The sequence below is a fragment of the Pedobacter westerhofensis genome (genome assembly GCF_900182595.1).
Lineage (GTDB): Bacteria > Bacteroidota > Bacteroidia > Sphingobacteriales > Sphingobacteriaceae > Pedobacter > Pedobacter westerhofensis.
This window is the reverse complement of record NZ_FXTN01000013.1, coordinates 1-18,848: the sequence shown is the minus strand read 5'-3', so window position 1 is coordinate 18,848 and position 18,848 is coordinate 1. Positions and strand designations below refer to the sequence as shown.

At 43.9% G+C, this 18,848-nt stretch carries 18 protein-coding genes; 8 read left to right on the top strand and 10 right to left on the bottom strand.

Annotated elements, in window-relative coordinates:
* From FN831_RS22470 to FN831_RS22450, 5 genes are all read left to right on the top strand, one after another.
* On the top strand, positions 1-1,458 hold the full coding sequence (locus tag FN831_RS22470; protein ID WP_142530456.1) for a RagB/SusD family nutrient uptake outer membrane protein: 1,458 nt from the start codon (positions 1-3) through the stop codon (positions 1,456-1,458).
* An 11-nt stretch (positions 1,459-1,469) separates the two neighbouring features.
* Positions 1,470-2,981, top strand: coding sequence for a CBM96 family carbohydrate-binding protein (locus FN831_RS22465; protein WP_142530455.1), 1,512 nt, complete (start codon positions 1,470-1,472; stop codon positions 2,979-2,981).
* A gap of 39 nt (positions 2,982-3,020) precedes the next feature.
* Positions 3,021-4,592 (top strand): family 20 glycosylhydrolase, encoded by a 1,572-nt coding sequence (locus FN831_RS22460; protein ID WP_246101693.1) that lies wholly within the window; start codon positions 3,021-3,023, stop codon positions 4,590-4,592.
* Between the two features lie 28 nt (positions 4,593-4,620).
* Positions 4,621-7,209: a family 20 glycosylhydrolase gene (locus FN831_RS22455; protein WP_185960574.1), complete on the top strand. Its 2,589-nt coding sequence runs from the start codon at positions 4,621-4,623 to the stop codon at positions 7,207-7,209.
* A gap of 101 nt (positions 7,210-7,310) precedes the next feature.
* Positions 7,311-8,222 carry a helix-turn-helix domain-containing protein gene (locus FN831_RS22450; RefSeq protein ID WP_142530453.1) on the top strand — a complete coding sequence of 304 codons (912 nt, stop codon included), beginning with the start codon at positions 7,311-7,313 and terminating at the stop codon, positions 8,220-8,222.
* Between the two features lie 21 nt (positions 8,223-8,243).
* Here the strand turns inward: FN831_RS22450 and FN831_RS22445 are convergent, their stop codons facing one another.
* Positions 8,244-10,079: an alkaline phosphatase gene (locus FN831_RS22445; RefSeq protein WP_142530452.1), complete on the bottom strand. Its 1,836-nt coding sequence runs from the start codon at positions 10,077-10,079 to the stop codon at positions 8,244-8,246.
* Between the two features lie 303 nt (positions 10,080-10,382).
* Between FN831_RS22445 and FN831_RS22440 the strand changes: the two genes are divergently transcribed.
* The gene (locus tag FN831_RS22440) at positions 10,383-10,886 is read left to right on the top strand and encodes a hypothetical protein (RefSeq protein ID WP_142530451.1); all 504 of its coding nucleotides are present in this window, start codon (positions 10,383-10,385) and stop codon (positions 10,884-10,886) included.
* A gap of 14 nt (positions 10,887-10,900) precedes the next feature.
* Here FN831_RS22440 and FN831_RS22435 read toward each other — a convergent pair whose 3' ends face one another.
* Positions 10,901-11,497: a helix-turn-helix domain-containing protein gene (locus tag FN831_RS22435; protein ID WP_142530450.1), complete on the bottom strand. Its 597-nt coding sequence runs from the start codon at positions 11,495-11,497 to the stop codon at positions 10,901-10,903.
* A gap of 93 nt (positions 11,498-11,590) precedes the next feature.
* Positions 11,591-11,929, bottom strand: coding sequence for a hypothetical protein (locus FN831_RS22430; RefSeq protein ID WP_142530449.1), 339 nt, complete (start codon positions 11,927-11,929; stop codon positions 11,591-11,593).
* Positions 11,930-12,121: 192 nt separating this feature from the next.
* On the opposite strand from FN831_RS22430, the gene FN831_RS22425 reads away from it, so the two are divergent.
* Positions 12,122-13,141 (top strand): sensor histidine kinase, encoded by a 1,020-nt coding sequence (locus FN831_RS22425; protein ID WP_142530448.1) that lies wholly within the window; start codon positions 12,122-12,124, stop codon positions 13,139-13,141.
* Entirely contained in the window at positions 13,138-13,899 is a 762-nt protein-coding gene (locus tag FN831_RS22420) for a LytR/AlgR family response regulator transcription factor (RefSeq protein ID WP_142530447.1), read from the top strand. The genes FN831_RS22425 and FN831_RS22420 overlap by 4 nt, the downstream gene beginning before the upstream one ends.
* Positions 13,900-13,916: 17 nt before the next feature.
* Here the strand turns inward: FN831_RS22420 and FN831_RS22415 are convergent, their stop codons facing one another.
* The 7 genes from FN831_RS22415 to FN831_RS22385 form a co-directional block, all read right to left on the bottom strand.
* Positions 13,917-14,438 (bottom strand): DUF6266 family protein, encoded by a 522-nt coding sequence (locus tag FN831_RS22415; protein ID WP_262711898.1) that lies wholly within the window; start codon positions 14,436-14,438, stop codon positions 13,917-13,919.
* Between the two features lie 142 nt (positions 14,439-14,580).
* Positions 14,581-15,228: a DUF6266 family protein gene (locus FN831_RS22410; RefSeq protein WP_142530445.1), complete on the bottom strand. Its 648-nt coding sequence runs from the start codon at positions 15,226-15,228 to the stop codon at positions 14,581-14,583.
* A gap of 726 nt (positions 15,229-15,954) precedes the next feature.
* The gene (locus tag FN831_RS22405; RefSeq protein WP_142530444.1) at positions 15,955-16,923 is read right to left on the bottom strand and encodes an NADP-dependent oxidoreductase; all 969 of its coding nucleotides are present in this window, start codon (positions 16,921-16,923) and stop codon (positions 15,955-15,957) included.
* Positions 16,924-16,965: 42 nt separating this feature from the next.
* Positions 16,966-17,718 carry an SDR family oxidoreductase gene (locus FN831_RS22400; protein WP_142530443.1) on the bottom strand — a complete coding sequence of 251 codons (753 nt, stop codon included), beginning with the start codon at positions 17,716-17,718 and terminating at the stop codon, positions 16,966-16,968.
* 61 nt (positions 17,719-17,779) lie between these two features.
* A complete protein-coding gene (locus FN831_RS22395) occupies positions 17,780-18,028 on the bottom strand; it encodes a cyclic nucleotide-binding domain-containing protein (protein ID WP_142530442.1) in 249 nt (82 codons plus the stop codon).
* Between the two features lie 60 nt (positions 18,029-18,088).
* Positions 18,089-18,379, bottom strand: coding sequence for a Crp/Fnr family transcriptional regulator (locus tag FN831_RS22390; RefSeq protein ID WP_142530441.1), 291 nt, complete (start codon positions 18,377-18,379; stop codon positions 18,089-18,091).
* A gap of 117 nt (positions 18,380-18,496) precedes the next feature.
* Positions 18,497-18,751 (bottom strand): winged helix-turn-helix transcriptional regulator, encoded by a 255-nt coding sequence (locus tag FN831_RS22385; protein ID WP_262711897.1) that lies wholly within the window; start codon positions 18,749-18,751, stop codon positions 18,497-18,499.
* Positions 18,752-18,848: the final 97 nt, after the last annotated feature.

Sequence of the window (18,848 nt, the reverse complement as noted above, 5' to 3'; positions counted from 1 at the left end):
ATGAAACTTAAAGATCACAAAATATACAGCCTCGTCCTGCTGGCACTCTTTGCGATGGCAGGGTGTAAAAAGACATTGCAGCTTGATCCAACCACTTCCTATTCCAGCTCTAACTTCTGGTCAGAAACCCCACAGGCAACGGCAGCTTTGTATGGTGCATACAACCTTTTACAGGGCGCAATGGCACCGGAATCTGTGCTATATGGCGAAGGAAGGGCAGATAATGTGGTGATCAACCCGCTGGCGCTGAGTTCGCAGACACTCAACCTGCTTACGAACAACCTGAACTCCAGTCTGCCGATTACGAGCTGGAATGCCTATTATCAGGTAGTAAACCAGAGCAACCTGATCCTGCAAAATACCTTAACGATGAAGCAGAAAGGGCTGTACCTGGGCAAGGATGCAGATTACAAGTCGGTGCGTGGACAGGCGTACGCTCTCCGCGCCTTCTGCTATTTTTACATGACACGCCTCTGGGGCAAACTGTCTTTGGTTACAGAACCGCTTACAGATGCCAACCAGCAGGTAAATATTGCACGCTCGGATACTGCGGCAGTTTATGCCCGGATACAGGCGGATCTGGATTCTGCTGCTATTGCACCTGTTCCGGCTACCTATACTACGGCTTCGGCTACACGTGCTCAGTTTACAATGGGAGCGCTCAACGCGCTGTATACGGATTTCTATATGTGGAGGCACCAGTACCAGAATGCGCTGGCCTCCTCCCAAAAGATCCTTACAAACAGTACCTATTCGCTTACGGCATTATATAGTGCATCTTCTACGATAGATTACAATGTCACGCCTGCACTGATCGACAATACGGCCTATGCGCAGATGTTTACCAAAGGGTTTTCTTCGGAATCGATCTTTGAGATCGACTATAATTTTGCTGAGCGTGCCACCAGATCGTTTTTGATCACGGTTTACGGTGATCTGGGTTTTCAGCCATTCTTTAAGGCCAGCGGTTACCTGAGCAGTAAGTTTACTTCTACCGATCTGCGCTCAAAGATCAATTTTGATACCAATTCTGGCATTGTGAAGTTCTTTGAGAAGTCTGGTTTTGACCGCAGTACCCAGGATGATAAGAACATTATCATTTACCGTCTTGCTGATATTATCCTGCTCAGGGCCGAAGCGCTGAACAAAACAGGCGATGTTGCCGGTGCAATGACCCTGGTCAACCAGATCCGCGCAAGGGCTGGTGCCACAGTGTATACTGCAGCTTCATACGCTGGTTTGAGTACCGACCAGATAGAAGACCTGATCCTGGATGAGCGCGACCGTGAGCTGTGCTTTGAAGGCAAAAGGTGGTTCGACCTGGTGCGTACCGGCAAGGCGATCAAAGTGATGCAGCCAATCAACGGGCTTAGTCAGACCGCCAATTATCTTTGGCCTATCAGCTTAACCGAAATCAGGTTAAACCCATTACTGGATCAAAATTCATATTACCAATAAAATATATAAAGATGAAACTACAACATAATCTTTACCTGAAGGCACTCCTTGTTTTTTGCTGCACGGCTCTGATGCTCAGCTGCAATAAATTCAAGCTCCTGAAAAATGAAGACAGTACCGGGGCAGATGCAGGTGCGAACCTGAAGTCGCTCTCTATGCGCGACTATCTCCTTGAAGACCACAGTACCGATTATACCCAGCTGGATCTTTTTTCGGCTGCGGTGAAGCGTGCGGGGCTGCTCGATACACTTGCCAAAACTGACGATTACACCGCGGTGTTTCTTACCAATACGGCCGTAACTCAAATGCTTGCAACGATAGGATATGCTACTGTAGCAGATGCCCCGCCGATGATCCTGAAAAACCTGATTGGCGACCTGATCATCAGGGGCAGGATCAAGTCTACCGATCTTGCGCTCAATGAAACGCGAAAAGTACAAACCATCAGTGGTAACTATATTTACTATACAAGAACCGCCAGCACGTCAGACCAGTACATTCTGTATATTAACCAGAATGCGGCTCTCGGTTCATCGGCAGCCCTCGTAAGATCGCAGGACCTGGAGTTTAAAAACGGTGTAGCGCAGGTTACTGCTCAATTTACCTATTACAGTTTACTGAGTGATAAATCAGATGATCCTAACCCGGCAGGCAACACTGTTACACAGAAACTGGCTGTTGCCAAAGATGTATATGTACGGGGCGGAACGGGCAATAACACTGCTAACTTTAATGATGCGGCAACAATAGACCTGAAAGCGGTAAGTGCTGCAGATGCCACAGTAGGCAGGATAGGGGTAATGCAATATCCGCTGACCAAGCCTGCTTTTGGCGACAAGATCGGCTCTGCCAGGATCTATGTTTACATTTATAATACTGGTCTTACCACTGCTACAACCTTTTCTTTTGCTGCCTATCTGGGTGAAAACAAGGATTGGACGGAAACAACTATTACCTGGAACAATGCACCTACCTACAGTGCTGTGGCAATGGCTACTGTACCAGTACCGGGGGCAACAGTAGGATGGGTATCTTTTGATGTCACATCGGCCGTTACCCAGTTGTATGCCAGCAACGGAACGTTTATCAATGTCTTTTTAAAACATAATGTAGATAATTTTATCAAGCTGCGCCCAAGGGAATTTTCTTCGGGACTGTACGCTTCCTATATCATGCTGACTTCCCCACCACTGACGCTGTTGAAACTGGGGCAGGTAACGCCACTTGCAGTTACTGCAGCTAAAGCTTCGGCAGTGCTCTCTACCGACAACCTGAAAATGACTGGTACTGAAGACAGGAATATTATTTACACAGTGAAACAGGCTCCCACAGCTGGTTTCCTGGTAAAGTATGGTATTCCGATGGCCGCCAATGCCACCTTCTCACAATCTGATATTACCAAAGGAGCTATTAAATACCTGTACGGAGGTACCGGAAATACTGATAAAATAGTTTTCCAGGCACGTGATCAAAACGGCGGTTATTATGCAACTGACCTTAACCTTGATATTACGATCAATTAATCCAATTGCTTTGCTTATTTTACTGACACAATATTGAATATGATAAAGAGAACAACACTGCTGATGATACTTCTGGCTGCTGCTATAGTAAGTCTGGATGCCGCTAAGGCTGCAGCTGTATACACACAGCCAACTGCAAAGGTAAAAGCAAGCCCTTTCCCTGTCAGGGGCTTTCACCTGGATCTTCGCATCCAGGCCATGCCTATGCCTGCGCTCAGAAAGCTTGCCCTGCAACTCAGTAAAAGTGGTATCAACACACTGGTAATGGAATGGGAAGGAACTTATCCCTTTAAAGATGAGCCCCTGATCCCTAACCGTTATGCCTATACCAGGACAGAGGTGACCTCCTTTATTGCTTATTGCAGCTCTTTGCATATTGATGTGATCCCACTTCAGCAAAGCTTTGGCCATGTAGAATACATTCTCAGAAATCCAAAATACAAAGAACTGAGAGAGGATCAGAAAGACTACTCTCAGGTTAATCCACTAAAAGAAGCAGAAACAAAAAAATTGTTTACCGCACTTTATAAAGACCTGATTTCAACTCACCAATCCCCATATATTCACATCGGAGGCGATGAAACCTATCTGCTCGGACATTCTGAAGAATCTAAAAAGAAGATCAAGGAAGTAGGTATCGGCCGGTTGTACGGCGACTACATCAAAATGCTTTGCGAAACTGTGGTCAGCCTGGGCAAAAGGCCAGTCCTCTGGGCAGACATCGCGCTCAAATATCCTGAAGCCCTGAAAGGACTGCCTAAAGAAACGATTTTTATCGACTGGAATTATGGCTGGGACATCAATATGTTTGGTGATCACCAGAAACTGATGCAGAGCGGCTTCGAGATCTGGGGCTCGCCAGCGATTCGCAGTCACCCTGACAACTTTTTCCTCACCCAATGGGCAAAACATTTTAAGAACATACATGATTTTGTGCCATTGGCAGAAAACCTGGGGTATAAGGGAATGATCATGACATCCTGGTCTACTTCGGGCCTGTATTCATCTGTTCTGGAAAGCACCAAAGATGTGGTGGACCTTTATGCCATCAGACATGTGTACCCGATCAGCGGTTTCAATATGCTGATCGCCGCATTTCTTGAAAGCATCAGAACAACTAAACCTCTTGACATCAGTGCATTCGTAACAGCTTACAGCAAATCACAATATGGATTAGATGAACAGAGTTCGAAGCTGTTCTGGAAAGCGATTAATACCACGCCTTTCGAGGTTACGCAGGGACAGCCTGTGGGTACTGATCTCAGCATTGCCCAGATGCTGGACAGCACAAAGCAGGCACTGAACATACTGGAAAAACTGCAGCCTGGAAAAAATACCGATGAATTTGAGCATTACAGGCTCATGACCTCAATCAGGCTGCAGTACCTAAGTTATCAGTGGATCGAAGCCAGTGCAAACGCCCCGGAAATGACCGAAACAGGCCTGCCTCCTTTACTGAAAGAACTGGAAGCTTTGCATACTGATGAAATTGACCGGAAATTTACTGCACTCAATACCGGCTTCATGTACCCGGCCGAGATCGCCCAGGAAAATGAGCTCCGCAATGCAAAAATCAAAGTGCTGCGCGCCAGACTGGAGCGTTCAAAATAATTGTATATCTGACCTTAAGCCTAAACCATTGTATAAAATCATATATATCTGCCTCATCACTGTTTTCCTGAAGGGGAGCTCATCTGCCGCTAGCAATCAGCAGCAGCCAGACCCAAAGAAACTGGAACTTACCTGGAAGGTCTATCAAAACAATTATCTCGGTAAAGAGCAAACTTTGAATAGCCTCAGTATCCGCAATACCGGCGCTGAGAATTTTCCCGCTTTGGGCTGGAAGATTTACTTCAATTATGGCAAGAGAACCACTGCCATTGCCGGGAATGATGCGTTTACGATCAGCCATATCAATGGTGGCCTGTACACGCTTACGCCCGGGAAAAGTTTTGCAGGATTGCCTGCAGGGCAACAGATCGAATGGAAATATCTGTCCAATTCATGGGTTGTGAACGAGAGTGAGGCCCCGCAGGGCTTTTATCTGGTATGGGACAACGCACCGTCAGTAGGAATTGCTTTGAATGCACCAGTCATCTCAGCGCCAGACGAACGCAGGATGGAAAGGTATAAAGGGGATAAAGAATTAACGCAGGAACAGCTTTTTGTGCTGAACGAACGCGGAAGAAAAAGTAATCCACTCGCTTCCAGTAATGGAGCAGAACTGTTGTCTGCCGGAAAGATATTTCCCAAACCGCTATATTACAAAGAAACAGCAGGATATTATATCCTGAACCCATCATCTAAAATATATGCTGATCAAAACTTTAGCACTGAAGAAGGGTTGCTCAGTGATGATCTCAAGGTGATATTTGGGAAAAAGCCTGGTGTTTCATCCGGCTCATCAGCGGCTGCGATCATCCTGAAGAAAGATACCGCGCTCAGGAAAGATGAATATAAACTCAGCGTTTCAGCGGCAGGAGTGGTGATATCAGGCAGAGGAGCCAGAGAGATACACTACGGTTTGCAGTCGTTAAAAGTGCTTATAGAACCTGAAGTGTATGCAGCCGCGTTTAAACAAAAGACCGTCAGACTTAAGTGCGTTGAAGTCCAGGATCGTCCCGCATTTGCTTTCAGGGGAGTGATGCTTGATGTAGCAAGAAACTTTCAGCCCAAACAGGAAATCCTGAAACTGATAGATTTATTATCATTGTATAAATTGACAACCCTGCATCTGCACCTTAACGACGATGAGGGCTGGCGGGTACAGATCAAATCCCTTCCGGAACTTACGGATATAGGTTCAAAGCGGGGCCATACTGTTGATGAACAGGACAAGCTGATACCTTCATATGGCTCAGGGCCGATGGCAGGAGTGAACTCCGGCACCGGGTTTTATTCACGTGAGGATTTTATAGACATTTTAAAATATGCTGCCCAAAGGCATATCAGCGTGATCCCTGAAATTGAAACACCCGGTCATGCCCGTGCGGCAATTGTTTCCATGCAGGCACGTTACAGGAAATTCATGAAGTCAGGTGACACTTTGAAAGCCCGCGAATACCTGCTCAGAGATGAAATAGACACTTCTGTTTACCGCTCTGTACAGCAGTGGAATGATCATGTGATAGACGTATCCATGCCTTCGGTATATCATTTCCTCGAAACCGTTAGCAATGAGCTGATTGATATGTATCAGCAGGCTGGTGCGCCACTGGAAACGATTCACTTTGGCGGTGATGAGGTTCCGGCAGGAGTATGGACAGGATCGCCTGCCGTTAATGCTTTTAAGGCGGTTCATCCTGAAATCAGGCAGCCCGCAGATTTATGGAACTACTTCTTTGGCCGTCTGTGTGCAATGCTCGGCAAAAAAGGGCTTTACCTTTCCGGGTGGGAGGAAACAGCACTGCGGAAATCTCCGGAAAATCCCAGGAGATGGCAGCCCAACCCCTTATTTCTGGATCAGAATTTCCATGTGAATGTATGGAATAATATGTCGGGCAATGAAGACCTGGCCTACCGTCTGGCTAATTCAGGGTATAAAGTTATCCTTTCTTTTGTGACCAACTTCTACTTTGATATGGCTTACACCCGCAAGTTTGACGAACCCGGATTCAATTGGGGAGGCCTGATCGATCTGGAGCAATCCTTTAAATTTATTCCTTTTGATTACCTGCGGAACCAGCGTACCGATTATATCAATAAACCATTGCCAAAATCAATGCTCGCCGCCTTTGAACACCTTACCGCTGCGGGACAAAAAAATATAGCCGGTATACAGGGACTGTTATGGACAGAAACTGTGCAAACGCCTGAAAGACTGGAGTATATGTATCTGCCGCGTTTGCTTGCCCTATCAGAACGGGCCTGGTCTGCATCACCGGCATGGGTTGCCGAAAAAGATACAGTAAGAGCAGGTAGTGCCTATGTAAAAGACTGGTCGCGTTTTACATGCTCGGTATCTCGTGAAATGAAACGGCTCGATCATTATTCAGGAGGCTACCAATACAGGGTTCCAACTCCGGCCGTTCGCATCAGGGGTAACAAAGCCGAAGCAAATACAGACCTTCCGGGATTCCAGATCCGCTATACCACTGACGGATCGGTGCCTGATGTACACAGCAGATTATATTTGAAACCTCTCAGCAAATCAGAAAACCTGCGCTTCCGGGCGTTTAACACATTGGGCAGGGGAGGAAAGGTTACAGCGGGAGCTGCAGGGGAATAATCCCTCAGCTGTACAGCACATGTATTTTCGGTTACACTATCAGCGAGATCGGCTACATGCGGTACTGAATATAAATCTACATTTGTATCAAATCATATGATATGGGAAATCTTCAGCCAGTTATCTTTCAGAGTATATCCGCGATGTTAAAAACCCTGGGCCTGCCCAAACCAATGCACCCTTTGGTGGCGCTGGTGAACTATAAGGATATCAAAGTTGATACCACACAGCTGGGACTTGGTTATGTGCTTAACTTTTACAAGGTATCATTCAAGGAACATTTTGCCGGGCAGATCAGATACGGGCAGGGGCATTACGATTTTGAGGAGGGCGGACTGTCGTTCACTGCGCCTAATCAGCTGATCGCTGCCGCTGCGGAAGAAAAAGACTACAGCGGCTATACGCTGCTGTTTCATCCCGACTTTATCCGCAACTACCCGCTGGGAAAGCAGATCGCTAAATATGGTTTTTTCTCCTATTCTGTTGCCGAGGCCCTATATTTATCTGACAAGGAAAAGAAGATTATCTTTTCAGTATTTGATAACATAGCTATGGAACTGGATACCAGTACTGATCATTTTAGCCAGGATGTACTCATCTCGCAGATAGAGGTACTGCTCAATTACAGTAACCGTTTCTACAGCCGGCAGTTCATCACCCGTAAGATCGTGCACAATGACCTGATCGCAGAGATGGAGGCTTACCTCACAGAGATCTTTACGAATGAGAAATCCCTCCTTGAAGGACTGCCTGCAGTGCAGGAAATTGCAGATCATCTCAAAGTATCACCACGTTATCTTAATGATATGCTGCGGTCATTGACCGGACAGACCACGCAGCAGCATATTCACAATAAACTGATCGAAAACGCAAAAGATATCCTCAGCACAAGCAATCTCACTATAGCTGAGATTGCTTACAACCTGGGATTTGAGCACCCGCAGTCCTTTAACCGCTTGTTTAAAACCAGGGTGAAAGTTTCACCGCTGGAATTCAGACAGTCGTTTAGCTGATAGTTGTACCTGTGAAATTCCCTATTTCAGCAGTGCAACCACTTTTTTCGGAATATCAGCATTCTGGATAAATCCCGTAAAATTTTCTGCTCCCGGGCCGTAACTAAACAACGGCACAGGTAAACCTGTATGATCGGTGGTGGTAAAAGTTCCGGTAACCGCACCGGTTTTATAATCCCCGTCGTAAACAATCAGTCCGCCGGTTTCGTGGTCAGAAGTAACCAATACCAGCGTTTCGCCATTGTCATCGGCGAACTTCATGGCTTTGCCAATTACCTTGTCAAAACTCAGGTATTCGTCAATACACTGTTTAATCCGGTTGGAATGGCCTCCGCCATCAATTTTAGCACCTTCCATCACAAGAAAGAAGCCTTTTTTATTATCTGCCGCGAGATATTTTACGCTCTGATCAAAGGCATTCTCAATCATCCTGAAGTTATCCGCCGGGCGGTCGCCATCAAAACAAAGCACTTTTTTATCTTTATTGTAGGAAGGCAGCTTTCCAAGTCCTTCAAATACTTCAAACCCGGAGGCTTTCACTTTATTTAAGATAGCATTCTGATTAGCAGCAAAGGCCGGGTGATACCCGCCGATCACCAGCGAAGCAGGGCTGTGCTGCAGGTCTGCGGCAATGCTGTCGCTCTGGTCGCGCTCCGTCCGGTGTGCAAAGAATGAAGAAGGTGTTGCTCCCGTTATCCGGTCATTGCTTACAATACCCGAGCGTATTCCTATTTTGATCAGCATTTCAGGAAGATCAGGGATCTGGTGCCCTGTTGAGTCCATTCCGATAAAGCGGTTGTTGGTCTTTTCTCCTGTAGCCATTGCTGTTGCTCCGGCTGCTGAGTCCGTAGTGTAATCATTGGCAGGTGCCGTGTTGGAAAAACCGATATGTTTGAAATTTGTAGCGTTCAGATATCCGCCGTTAGCTGTTGCTGCAGCCCAGAATTCAGAAAACCCCGCTCCGTCACTAATCAGAAGGATCACATTTTTGGGTTTGGACTTATTGTTGTCGCTTTTGTAGCTTGGCTGGTAAGTGCTGTATCTGGATGTAGCCAGGTAACTGTTGTTATCATAATTATTCAAAAATTTCGCCATCTCTGCCGGGGAATCCGTGTTCAGGAAATCCACGCCCATTTTGATGAACGCCTGCCAGCAGGTCTTTGTATCTGGATTTCCCCAGAAACGTACCTGCTTCCCCTGACGGTGTACCGAGTCTACAAAATTCTTCGATTTGCGGTAGTCTTCTTCAACCATCCGGCCCAATCCGTTCCATTTTGTAAATTCCTGCAATCCTGCACTAAAGAAAGCTACCCGCTTCAACTGCTCAGCAGTATAGGGAGTGTTGCGCTTTCCATCAAAAAAGAAGATATCATCAAAAGCCTTGAAGCGGCTATGATCTGGAGCATCTCCGGTAACTACCAGCTTTACAGCGTCTGGATTGTTTTTCACATCAAAATACTTACGGATGGGCTTCAGTTTGGCTTCAAGGCATTTCAATGCCGGCCCACCATCAGTTTTCAGATCGATCATCAGCTGGAGCTTACCGCTGTCGCAGTAAATCTTATTGTTACCGTTCAGTTTGATCTGCGCAAGGATTGGCTCAATGTACAGGCGCTCTATTGTTCGCTCTTTATCGATGTCTTCCTTATTGTGGGCTACATATAATTCATTGTTTACAAGAAAAACGTCTACCTCCATCGAAGCAAAATGATTGGCATGTGCCGTGTAAAAGGGTTGCGGCTGCAGATAATCGTTATGTGAATGCGTGTTCTTTGTCACATCGTAATGCTGTCCGTAAATCGCAGGGCTAAAGCCCGCTGTTAAGGCTGCCAGGCAAAGCAGGGTTTTTATGTTCATGTTATTATTAATATCAAATCATATGGTTCTTTCGCCGGCAGCCCGCCCAACCTTCAAGACCATTCAGATAATAACCTGTCCATAGTTATTCTGCCATCTGTCCGAAATGGTCTGCAGAAGATAGTGCTGCACCTGCCTGTGCAAATATGCGGAAAAAGATATCTTTGGAAGGTTAAGCCAAAGTTAAATAAGGATTACGATGAAGTCAATTGATTTGCATTTTTCATGTAGCGTATTGAGATTGTCTTACGTTCTAACAATTAGATACTTACTCTATTATTCAACGCTTTTAAAAACAAAACCATGAAAAAATTTTTAGTTGTCTGCGCGGTCCTTTTTATAGTTAATATGGGATGCAAAAAAATGAATGCTGATGGTGGGGGCCTGTGTGGATGTTCACCGATTGAAGGGCCGGAATTAGACCTGGTGATCAGAAATGCAGCAGGTGACGATTTATTAAGTGATAAGACCAGCGGTGCGTATACAAAAGATAATATCCAGGTGTACAGGAAAGATGAGAACGGAAAAATTATACCCATAATTTTTGCTGTAAGACCTCAGTTTTCTTACGGGGATGAGAAATTTAAATATAATTTCCTGTACATATCGGCTATACGTTATAATCAGGACACCCAGACCGATGTGATTTATCTTAAACTTGCGGATCATCAACCTGTGGAGCTTACTTTGAAGCTGAAGCTGCAGGGACGGTTTTCTGTGCAGCAATTACTGGCTGATCAGAAAGAGGTTGAAAAGGATAATGGGACTGTTGCAAAATTTTCAGCTATCTATTACCTGAACAGATAGCTGCCTGCCTGCGATCATTTCAGAAATTTGATTGCAGGCTTATAAAATACTTCCTGTCCACTATATGACCTCACACCATTAATTAATATGATCACGATATTAATTTGGTATAAAAGCATAAAGATCAGAATAATCCGTTCCGGCAATCCGATACCAGCAATTTTGGGCAGAGGCATGGTGAAGCCCAGCATTATGGAACTGGTGAAAATAGCCCAATAGATAAAAAATACCAGAGACCAGGTCATTTGAAAATTGATCAGGTGCTTACTCACTTTGCCGATGTTCCTGATTTTATCTTTCCTGAGCATCCAGACACACAGCGGTACGATGATCCCCAGCAATGGAAATAGAATAAAACACAGCGCAGAGATATTAAGAAAGGCTAAAAAACCATTATCTTCCTGTTCAGCTGAGCCAATAAGTTCATCAGGATCGATATCCAGTGCGCTAGAAATACGTTTCAACGTATCTCCCCTTGGTTCAGTATCACCTGCCTCAATTCTCTGTACTGTTCTCAGGTTGATCTGAGCGGCACTGGCCAGTTGTTCCTGACTAAATCCTTTACGGTTTCGGAGGGCTTTAATCTTTTGTGCCATCTCTGTATTTTTCATCTTTTTATATTTTTGCCGCCGTAAAGATAGACCAGGAAGGTGTTTTTTCTTACGACTTGTTTACGGCATAATTGCGACAAAGCGCTACAGGCCTTATTTTTTCTTCTTTGCTATGATTGCCTTATAGCCACTTTCCAAAACGGCTCTTGCCAGATCAGTGCTGTAATTGTTGACTTGTAAGCAGATGTAGGGGTAATTCTGGTAGTGTGGAGTGATAAAGCAGCTTTCGGGATATTGCTCAAGAAAGTGATCACGGCTTTCAAAATCTGTGCGGACAACAATCCATTCTCCGTTTTCATTTAACCGGCACAACAGGTGTTTTTTGATTTTTACTGAAGGCGTATCATAGTGGGAGAGGCTGTCGGCAGCGTTGGGAAACTCAAGAGCGATCCTTCTGACAGGTTCAAAATCATTCGGATTGAAATTAATCATTTGCGGGGGTGCTGAAGGTTGATATGTGAATTTACTTAATTGATTATAATTTTACAACTGGCTCAATTTGTAACCCTTGCTGTGCAGATCTGGCAAACCTCTTCATTTCACAATTTGTCCATTTCAAAGCTGATTTTGTTCATATCTGACAGAGTTTGAAACATAAACTGATTAATTAAATACATTTGTATAATGTTTAAAGCATATCAGATCAAGTGGTGCCTGATCCTGGCGGGGATATTTGCGATCAGCACATTATTTCTTCGCCAGAGCAGCCCTGTCAGTGTGCCGTTATGGGAATATCTGGACTACACATTGCGCCTCACCTTTTATATGACTGCATGCTGGGTAATCCACGCTTATTTCCTGCTCCACAAAACAACATATTTAAGTAATTCTGCAAGGCTCATCATCAGCAACCTGATCGCCATCCTGATGGTAGTATCGCTCAACAGGTTTGTATCCTATCTATTGCCGGACAACCACTTTATAGACCCGCCAATTCTTCTTAACAGTCTCCGCAACATACTTCATGCATTCTTTGGTGGTTTTATTGTAAGTGTGATCTGTTACAGCGCTTTTTATAGCATACACACTAATTTAGCATTACAGACATCTAAGCTTGAAAATGAGATACTTGAACAAGCACATCTTCGCGCGCAGCTATTGTCTTTGCAGCAGCAGATCAGTCCCCATTTTTTGTTTAATTCCCTGAGTACGCTAAATGCAATAGCCCCGGATCAGCATACCAGAAGTTATATCGTGCAGCTCGCAGCCGTTTACCGTTATGTCCTCAATTTTAACGAGCATTATCTCACGCCGCTGAAAGATGAACTGATATTTATCAAATCTTATCTTTATATTATGAATGAGCGGTTCGATAAGGCCCTTCAGGTAAAGATAGATATTTCCGAGCATCACCTGAAAATGATGATACCGCCGCTGTCGCTGCAGTTACTGGTGGAAAATGCGATTAAGCATAATATGTTCACGCTCCAGCAGCCGCTTCATATTACGATAAAAACGGATGGTTCCCCGGCCTTGATCGTTGAAAATGACCATCGCCCCAAAAAGGTGCTGGAAGCAAATACGGGTACAGGTACCGGATTGAAAAACATTAGTGAACGCTACAGGTTACTGGGAAATACCACGATCAGTGTTTCTAAGGAAAATAGCAAATTTTGTGTTAGCTTGCCTTTACTGCAAAAATGAGAGTAATTATCATAGAAGACGAATTAAGGACGGCGCAGCAACTGAAAAAGATGCTGGAGTCTCTGGATAATGAAATTATCATTGAGGCTGTTCTGCATTCTGTAGCCTCTGCAATTGAGTGGCTGAAGGGCAACGAAATGCCTGAACTGATCTTCTCTGATATCCAGCTGAGCGACGGCTTAAGCTTTGAAATTTTTAAAGAAGTACAAACCGAAGCTTCTGTGATTTTCTGTACTGCATTTGACGAATATGCCATCAGGGCATTTGAATCCAACAGTATCGATTATTTGCTCAAGCCGATCGAAGAAGATATGCTGCAAAACAGCGTAGAGAAATATTTACGGTTCAAAGAACATCTGCTGAGCAGTGCGCAGCAGGTAAACAACCGGAACAAAGTGATCCAGCAAATGGACACCAGTTATAAGCAGAACCTGCTGGTGCATTACAGGGAAAAGATCATTCCGATCAGGGTCATCGATATCCAGGGGGTGTATGTTTTAAACGGCGCCGTGCATGTATATACCTCCGGAGCTGCCAGTTATCCTGTACAATACACAATTGAACAGCTGGAAGCAATGTTCAACCCCCAGCAGTTCTTCAGGGTAAACAGAAAGTTTATTCTGAACCGTGATTTTATCGTCAATATTGAGCATTATTTTAACCGTAAGCTTTTTATCACTACAAAAAGCGAATTGCCTGAAAAAGTGATTGTCAGTAAAATCAAGGTACAGGCTTTTTTGAAGTGGGTGGAGCAGTAAAAAACCTATACCAAGAATTACGCCCTTACCGTGGCCATTCCAAGGTACTCTGTTTCTGAAATCAGCTTCCCATTATCAGAAACCATGAATATATACCAATACATGTCATGGCCGGCATACCAGCTGATAAAGTCAACAGTATAGCTAAGCGCACTCCTGCAAGCAACTTTCCTGTAAGTAGTGAACTTTCCGGTCTCTGCGTCATAACACGCCAGGATAACCTTGTCATCCATACGTGTGCACTTTTCAGCATCTGGAGTAAGTTCCCATCTTAGGGTTACCTTGTACCCACTTTCAGCAGATACAACCGCGTTCCATGCCTGCTGGGTTTTATGAATTGGTTTGCTGAACCTGACTTCCGTGAGATCCAGCACAGCCTGATCATTAACCGTGGTAACGGCATGTTGAAGATTATGTGAAACTATAGCATTCCAGGCAGTAAAACTGGCTGTCCGTGGTAACTGATGTCCTATCCTGAATGCCCCTTTGGCACTTCTGAGAAAATTGCTCACCGTTCCAAAAACATTGGTGCTCGTGATTTGATCGGGAGGAAATTTTTCTTTTTTAACTTTGAGGGCGCTTTCTTAACTACAAAAATTCCCCTCCATTCACTCAGGATTACATTATCTATTCCGCCGCGGATATTGCCTAACATTGATGGGCTTCGTTGTGTGGCCATAATTACCAGATAAATTGTCCAAGATAAATACTGTTTGATATGCTTGTCTGATCATTTGTAATGAATGAGATAAACATCTCTGCTACGTACCCTTCCTTTTTAACCCCTAAAAGTGAAAGCGAATCCTCACCTCTGTGCCACTTAGCCCCGCCGGTATCAGACTTTACTTCCTGCAGTTTTGGAAAGTAGGCAAGCATCATCACCTGATTGCTGTGATGATTCATTCCATCTTCCGTTTCCGTACTCCATTTGAAAGTAAGCCCGGTTTCTGTCAATTCCGCTGATGAATTTTCTGCAGGGAGCAGGTCACCTTTGCTAACAAGAATTTTGGACAAATCAACTTTGCGGTTGGGAGATTTTCCTGTCAGTGCAAATTTTCTGATTCGACTGACCATCGCATTGTGCGTACTGATATACGTTTTTCTTGCCTCGTTCCTGTAACTTACGCTGATGAAATTTTTAAAAGGTTTAACGAACTGCGTAACAACACCTGTGTCTTCCTGAACCGTCAACTGTTTGGGGCTGGGTGGTATGGAGCTTGGTGTGTTTTGTCGTTTTGAGTACGTTTTGCCATCGGGAAGCTGGCAGTATGCCATCCCATTAACTGTGCCTGAGAATCCTACGAAAGCACCACTTGTAATAATAGTCATGGCTAAATGATTTAATGAAAAAATTAGTTAATTATTTTTTTCAGTGTCAAATCATGCAACAATCAAATCTGCAAGCTGCTAAAACAAGGTGTATCTTATATCGTAAATTATTGCATGACGGATTTGTAGACCCGTTGTAAAAAATTAAGCAAACCTAATACTAATAATTTATATTTGCAAAGAATATGAAATATTATTAATAATATTGAAATTTATATGTTGTAATATATAATTATAGGTTCTTTATACCACAAGAACTGGCGCTACATCTCCAGTGGTTATATATGGTTCTTATACTGTTCTGTCCTGCAACATGTATTAACCGTAGCAGTTTCGTTTCTGTACCGTACCATGTATACTCCTTCCATACGACAACAGTACTGCAACTATACTTAGAGGGTAAAGATGCAGTACGGTTGTCGTATGTTTGTAGTATTGTAGGGGTATGGAAGGTACGGTGCAGGAACGGTAGTAAAACGATGTGTAGTCGTTTTTGAACAAAACGAGTATACAACCGAACCAAAACGGAAACTGATTTATCTATATTTCTTTAATTCGGAGCCGCCTAATTAGGTTTGTATTGTGACCAGTACTACTTAAACCGAGCTTGTTTTCTTACAAAATAAGCATGGATTACTTTTCAGCAGTTTGATGATTTACTAAGTTACGTGTTAGAACTTTATGTTTAATTGATTTTTTACATTCTTCAACTGATTTGTGCTATTATCAAAATAAAATTACTGGCCGGCCATGTAACCCACCAGCTGCAAGTGTCTGTTGTGCATCGAAAACCCGCTCTGGTGGATATTCACCCGCAACCTTAAGTTTAATTTCTCCGGTCTCAACCATTTCCTTCAGTAATTCAAGCCCTTCGGTATTTTCCAATACATCTGGTACCCAGACCATACTGATTTTAATATCCCGCTCATTGCGTATATCACCCAATCGACGTACAGAAATATATATGCCTCCATCACGAACAGCAGGAAAACACTTCTCTACCAATACTGCTGTATCTATAAGCCCATCAACGCCATACGGGAATTGTTGCCGAATTAGATCTGCGAAATCATCTCCACGTTTAATAACAAAGTCAGCGCCATAGCTGCGCACCCGGTCGTAGTCTTCAGGTTTTGCATCTGCAATCACAATAAGGCCAATTCTTTTAGCAACTGCGATTGTATAGTGCGCAAGGACGCCCGCGCCTCCGGTGATGGCTATTGTTTGTCCTGCCCTGAGTTGAGTTAGCTCAAGCGCTCTGAGGGCAGTCAGGCCGTTCATAGGCAATCCTGCTGCCTGAGCAAAAGTGGCATTCTGTGGTTTAAGAACTACTGATGCCGCTGGTACAACTATATATCCAACTTGTGCACCGCCATCCGGTCTAAAGGCTGTGAGCACAGCCATTACTTCGTCATCAATCTTAAACCTTGAGACCCCTGGTCCGACTGATTCAATAACACCTGCTGCATCTGTACCAGGAATGACGGGAAAACGCACCATCGGATTATCCATTTTGCGCAGGAGTGCATCAGTTGGATTGACACCAGCGGCTTTTACACGAATGCGCACTTCGCCCGCTTCCGGTATCCGGACAGTCCGGTCAACTATTTTTATGATTTCTGCTCCGCCTAAACTCTCATATGAAACTGCCTTTGCCGATAATGTGCCCGAATTTGCTTCAATGATTTCTTTCATAATGTCTTATTCCAGATAGATTACATTTTTACAAATTGATTTTTACCACGGATTATTAACTACGTGATTATCTACATGGGTGAAAAAGCAACCAGTAGGACCGTTGTCATCCAGGCAGGATAACCATACAGCTGGTCGTGCACCTTGCTCCACAGTATAAGGTGCATTCGGTCCGCCTGCGTCTGTTTGGGTTAATCCTGGATCTGCGCTATTTACCTTTATTCCCTCTGATCTTAATTCTTTGGCCAATAATACGGTGAACATATTGAATGCAGCTTTTGAAACTGCATATGGAATGCGTGGCGGTTTAGTTCCGTTTTGATGTAAATGTTCGCCAGATATAGTTACTGAGCCAATTGTGGACGACATATTTACAATTCTACCGGCAGTACTTTGCCTGATCAATGGCAGAAAAGATTGGGTTACGCTTATCTGTGCCAATAAGTTGGTCTCTAGAAAATCGAGTAGTAATTGTTTACCTACCTGGCTCGGCGAGCCTGCATCTGTCGCTTTAGGTAAGCAGGCTGCATTGTTAACTAAAATATCCAGGTATCCGAATTTTTCAGTAACAAGCTTTACAGTATTGGATATACTATCAGCTTGGGTGATATCCAATAAAAAGAATATGGCATCAATTCCTTCAGCAATCAGCCTGTTGGTGGCAGCCTCTCCGGCGGTAACGTTTCTGGCACCTATCAAAACTTTGATTTGCTTTTTCCCTAACTGACGAGCAATCTCAAAGCCTAATCCCCTGTTGGCACCTGTAATCAGGGCTATTTTTTTCCGTGTTTCCATCTTGTTTTTTTTGCAAGATAGAACGCTTCAAAGAGCTTTGCGCTTGTCTTTAGACAAGAAATCAGTCAACCAATCGTTGCAGGTTTCGTCTGATACGGCTTAGACTGGTATCAGTTACATTAAGATAGGAGGCAATATATTTTAAGGGAACTCTTTTGATCAGTTCAGGCTCATTGGTAAGAAAATGAAGATAGCGTTCTTGTGCGTTTAGTCTTACCCTGAAAAGATTGCGCTCTTTGTATTCAATAAGAATCTTTTCATATAATAATCTGCCAAACCTTTCAAAATCAGGATAATTTCTATAAAGCATATCCAGGGTTGGTTTATTTACACAAAGTATAAGAGAATCCTCTAATGCCGTCACATTGGTCTAACTAACCGCTGCACCAGAAAAGCTTACTAATTCGCTAGTAAAAGAGCCTTCCCTGAGGAAGGCATTAGTATATTCAACATCATTAGCATCACATGAATATGACCGTAATAGACCCTGGTAAACGAATCCCCACCAATCTCCGTATTGTCCTTCTTTTAGCAGATAATCGCCCTTGAGTACTGTACGGAATTTGAACAACGAAGCAATTTCAGCGCTGTCGTTGTCTTTTATTGGGATAAAAAGACGAAGTTGTTTAGTTAGCCAAACAGTAATTTCCTTTTCAGACATGATGATGCAAAGATAACCAAAAACCATTTGATGACAATGTTGGGGGACGTCATGCAAGTCTTGCGATCAGATATGTAAATCTAGGTAATACATTATGCCGGCTTCCGGATGATCCGGTCATTGTTTTTCATTCAGGGCTGTTTCTAAAACAGCTCTGTTTTTTTCGCCCCAGCTTTCCAGGCTGATGATCAAAGGCAGGAGGCTAACTCCCAAAGCTGTTAAGTGATATTCAACTTTAGGAATTTTTGTATCAAAAGAGATTTTATCTACGAACCCATCTCTCACCAATTCATCTATTTGCCTGGTCATTACCCGCCTGTCTGCATCAATTTTCCTCTGCAATGCACCTGGCCTTTTTACCCCGTCGGAAATGTTGGACTTGCTACATTTGAGTAGACACAGAGTTAAGAGGATTACTTATCTTAACAGAAATTATGTCACAACAGAGAAAAGCATACCCGAAGGAGTT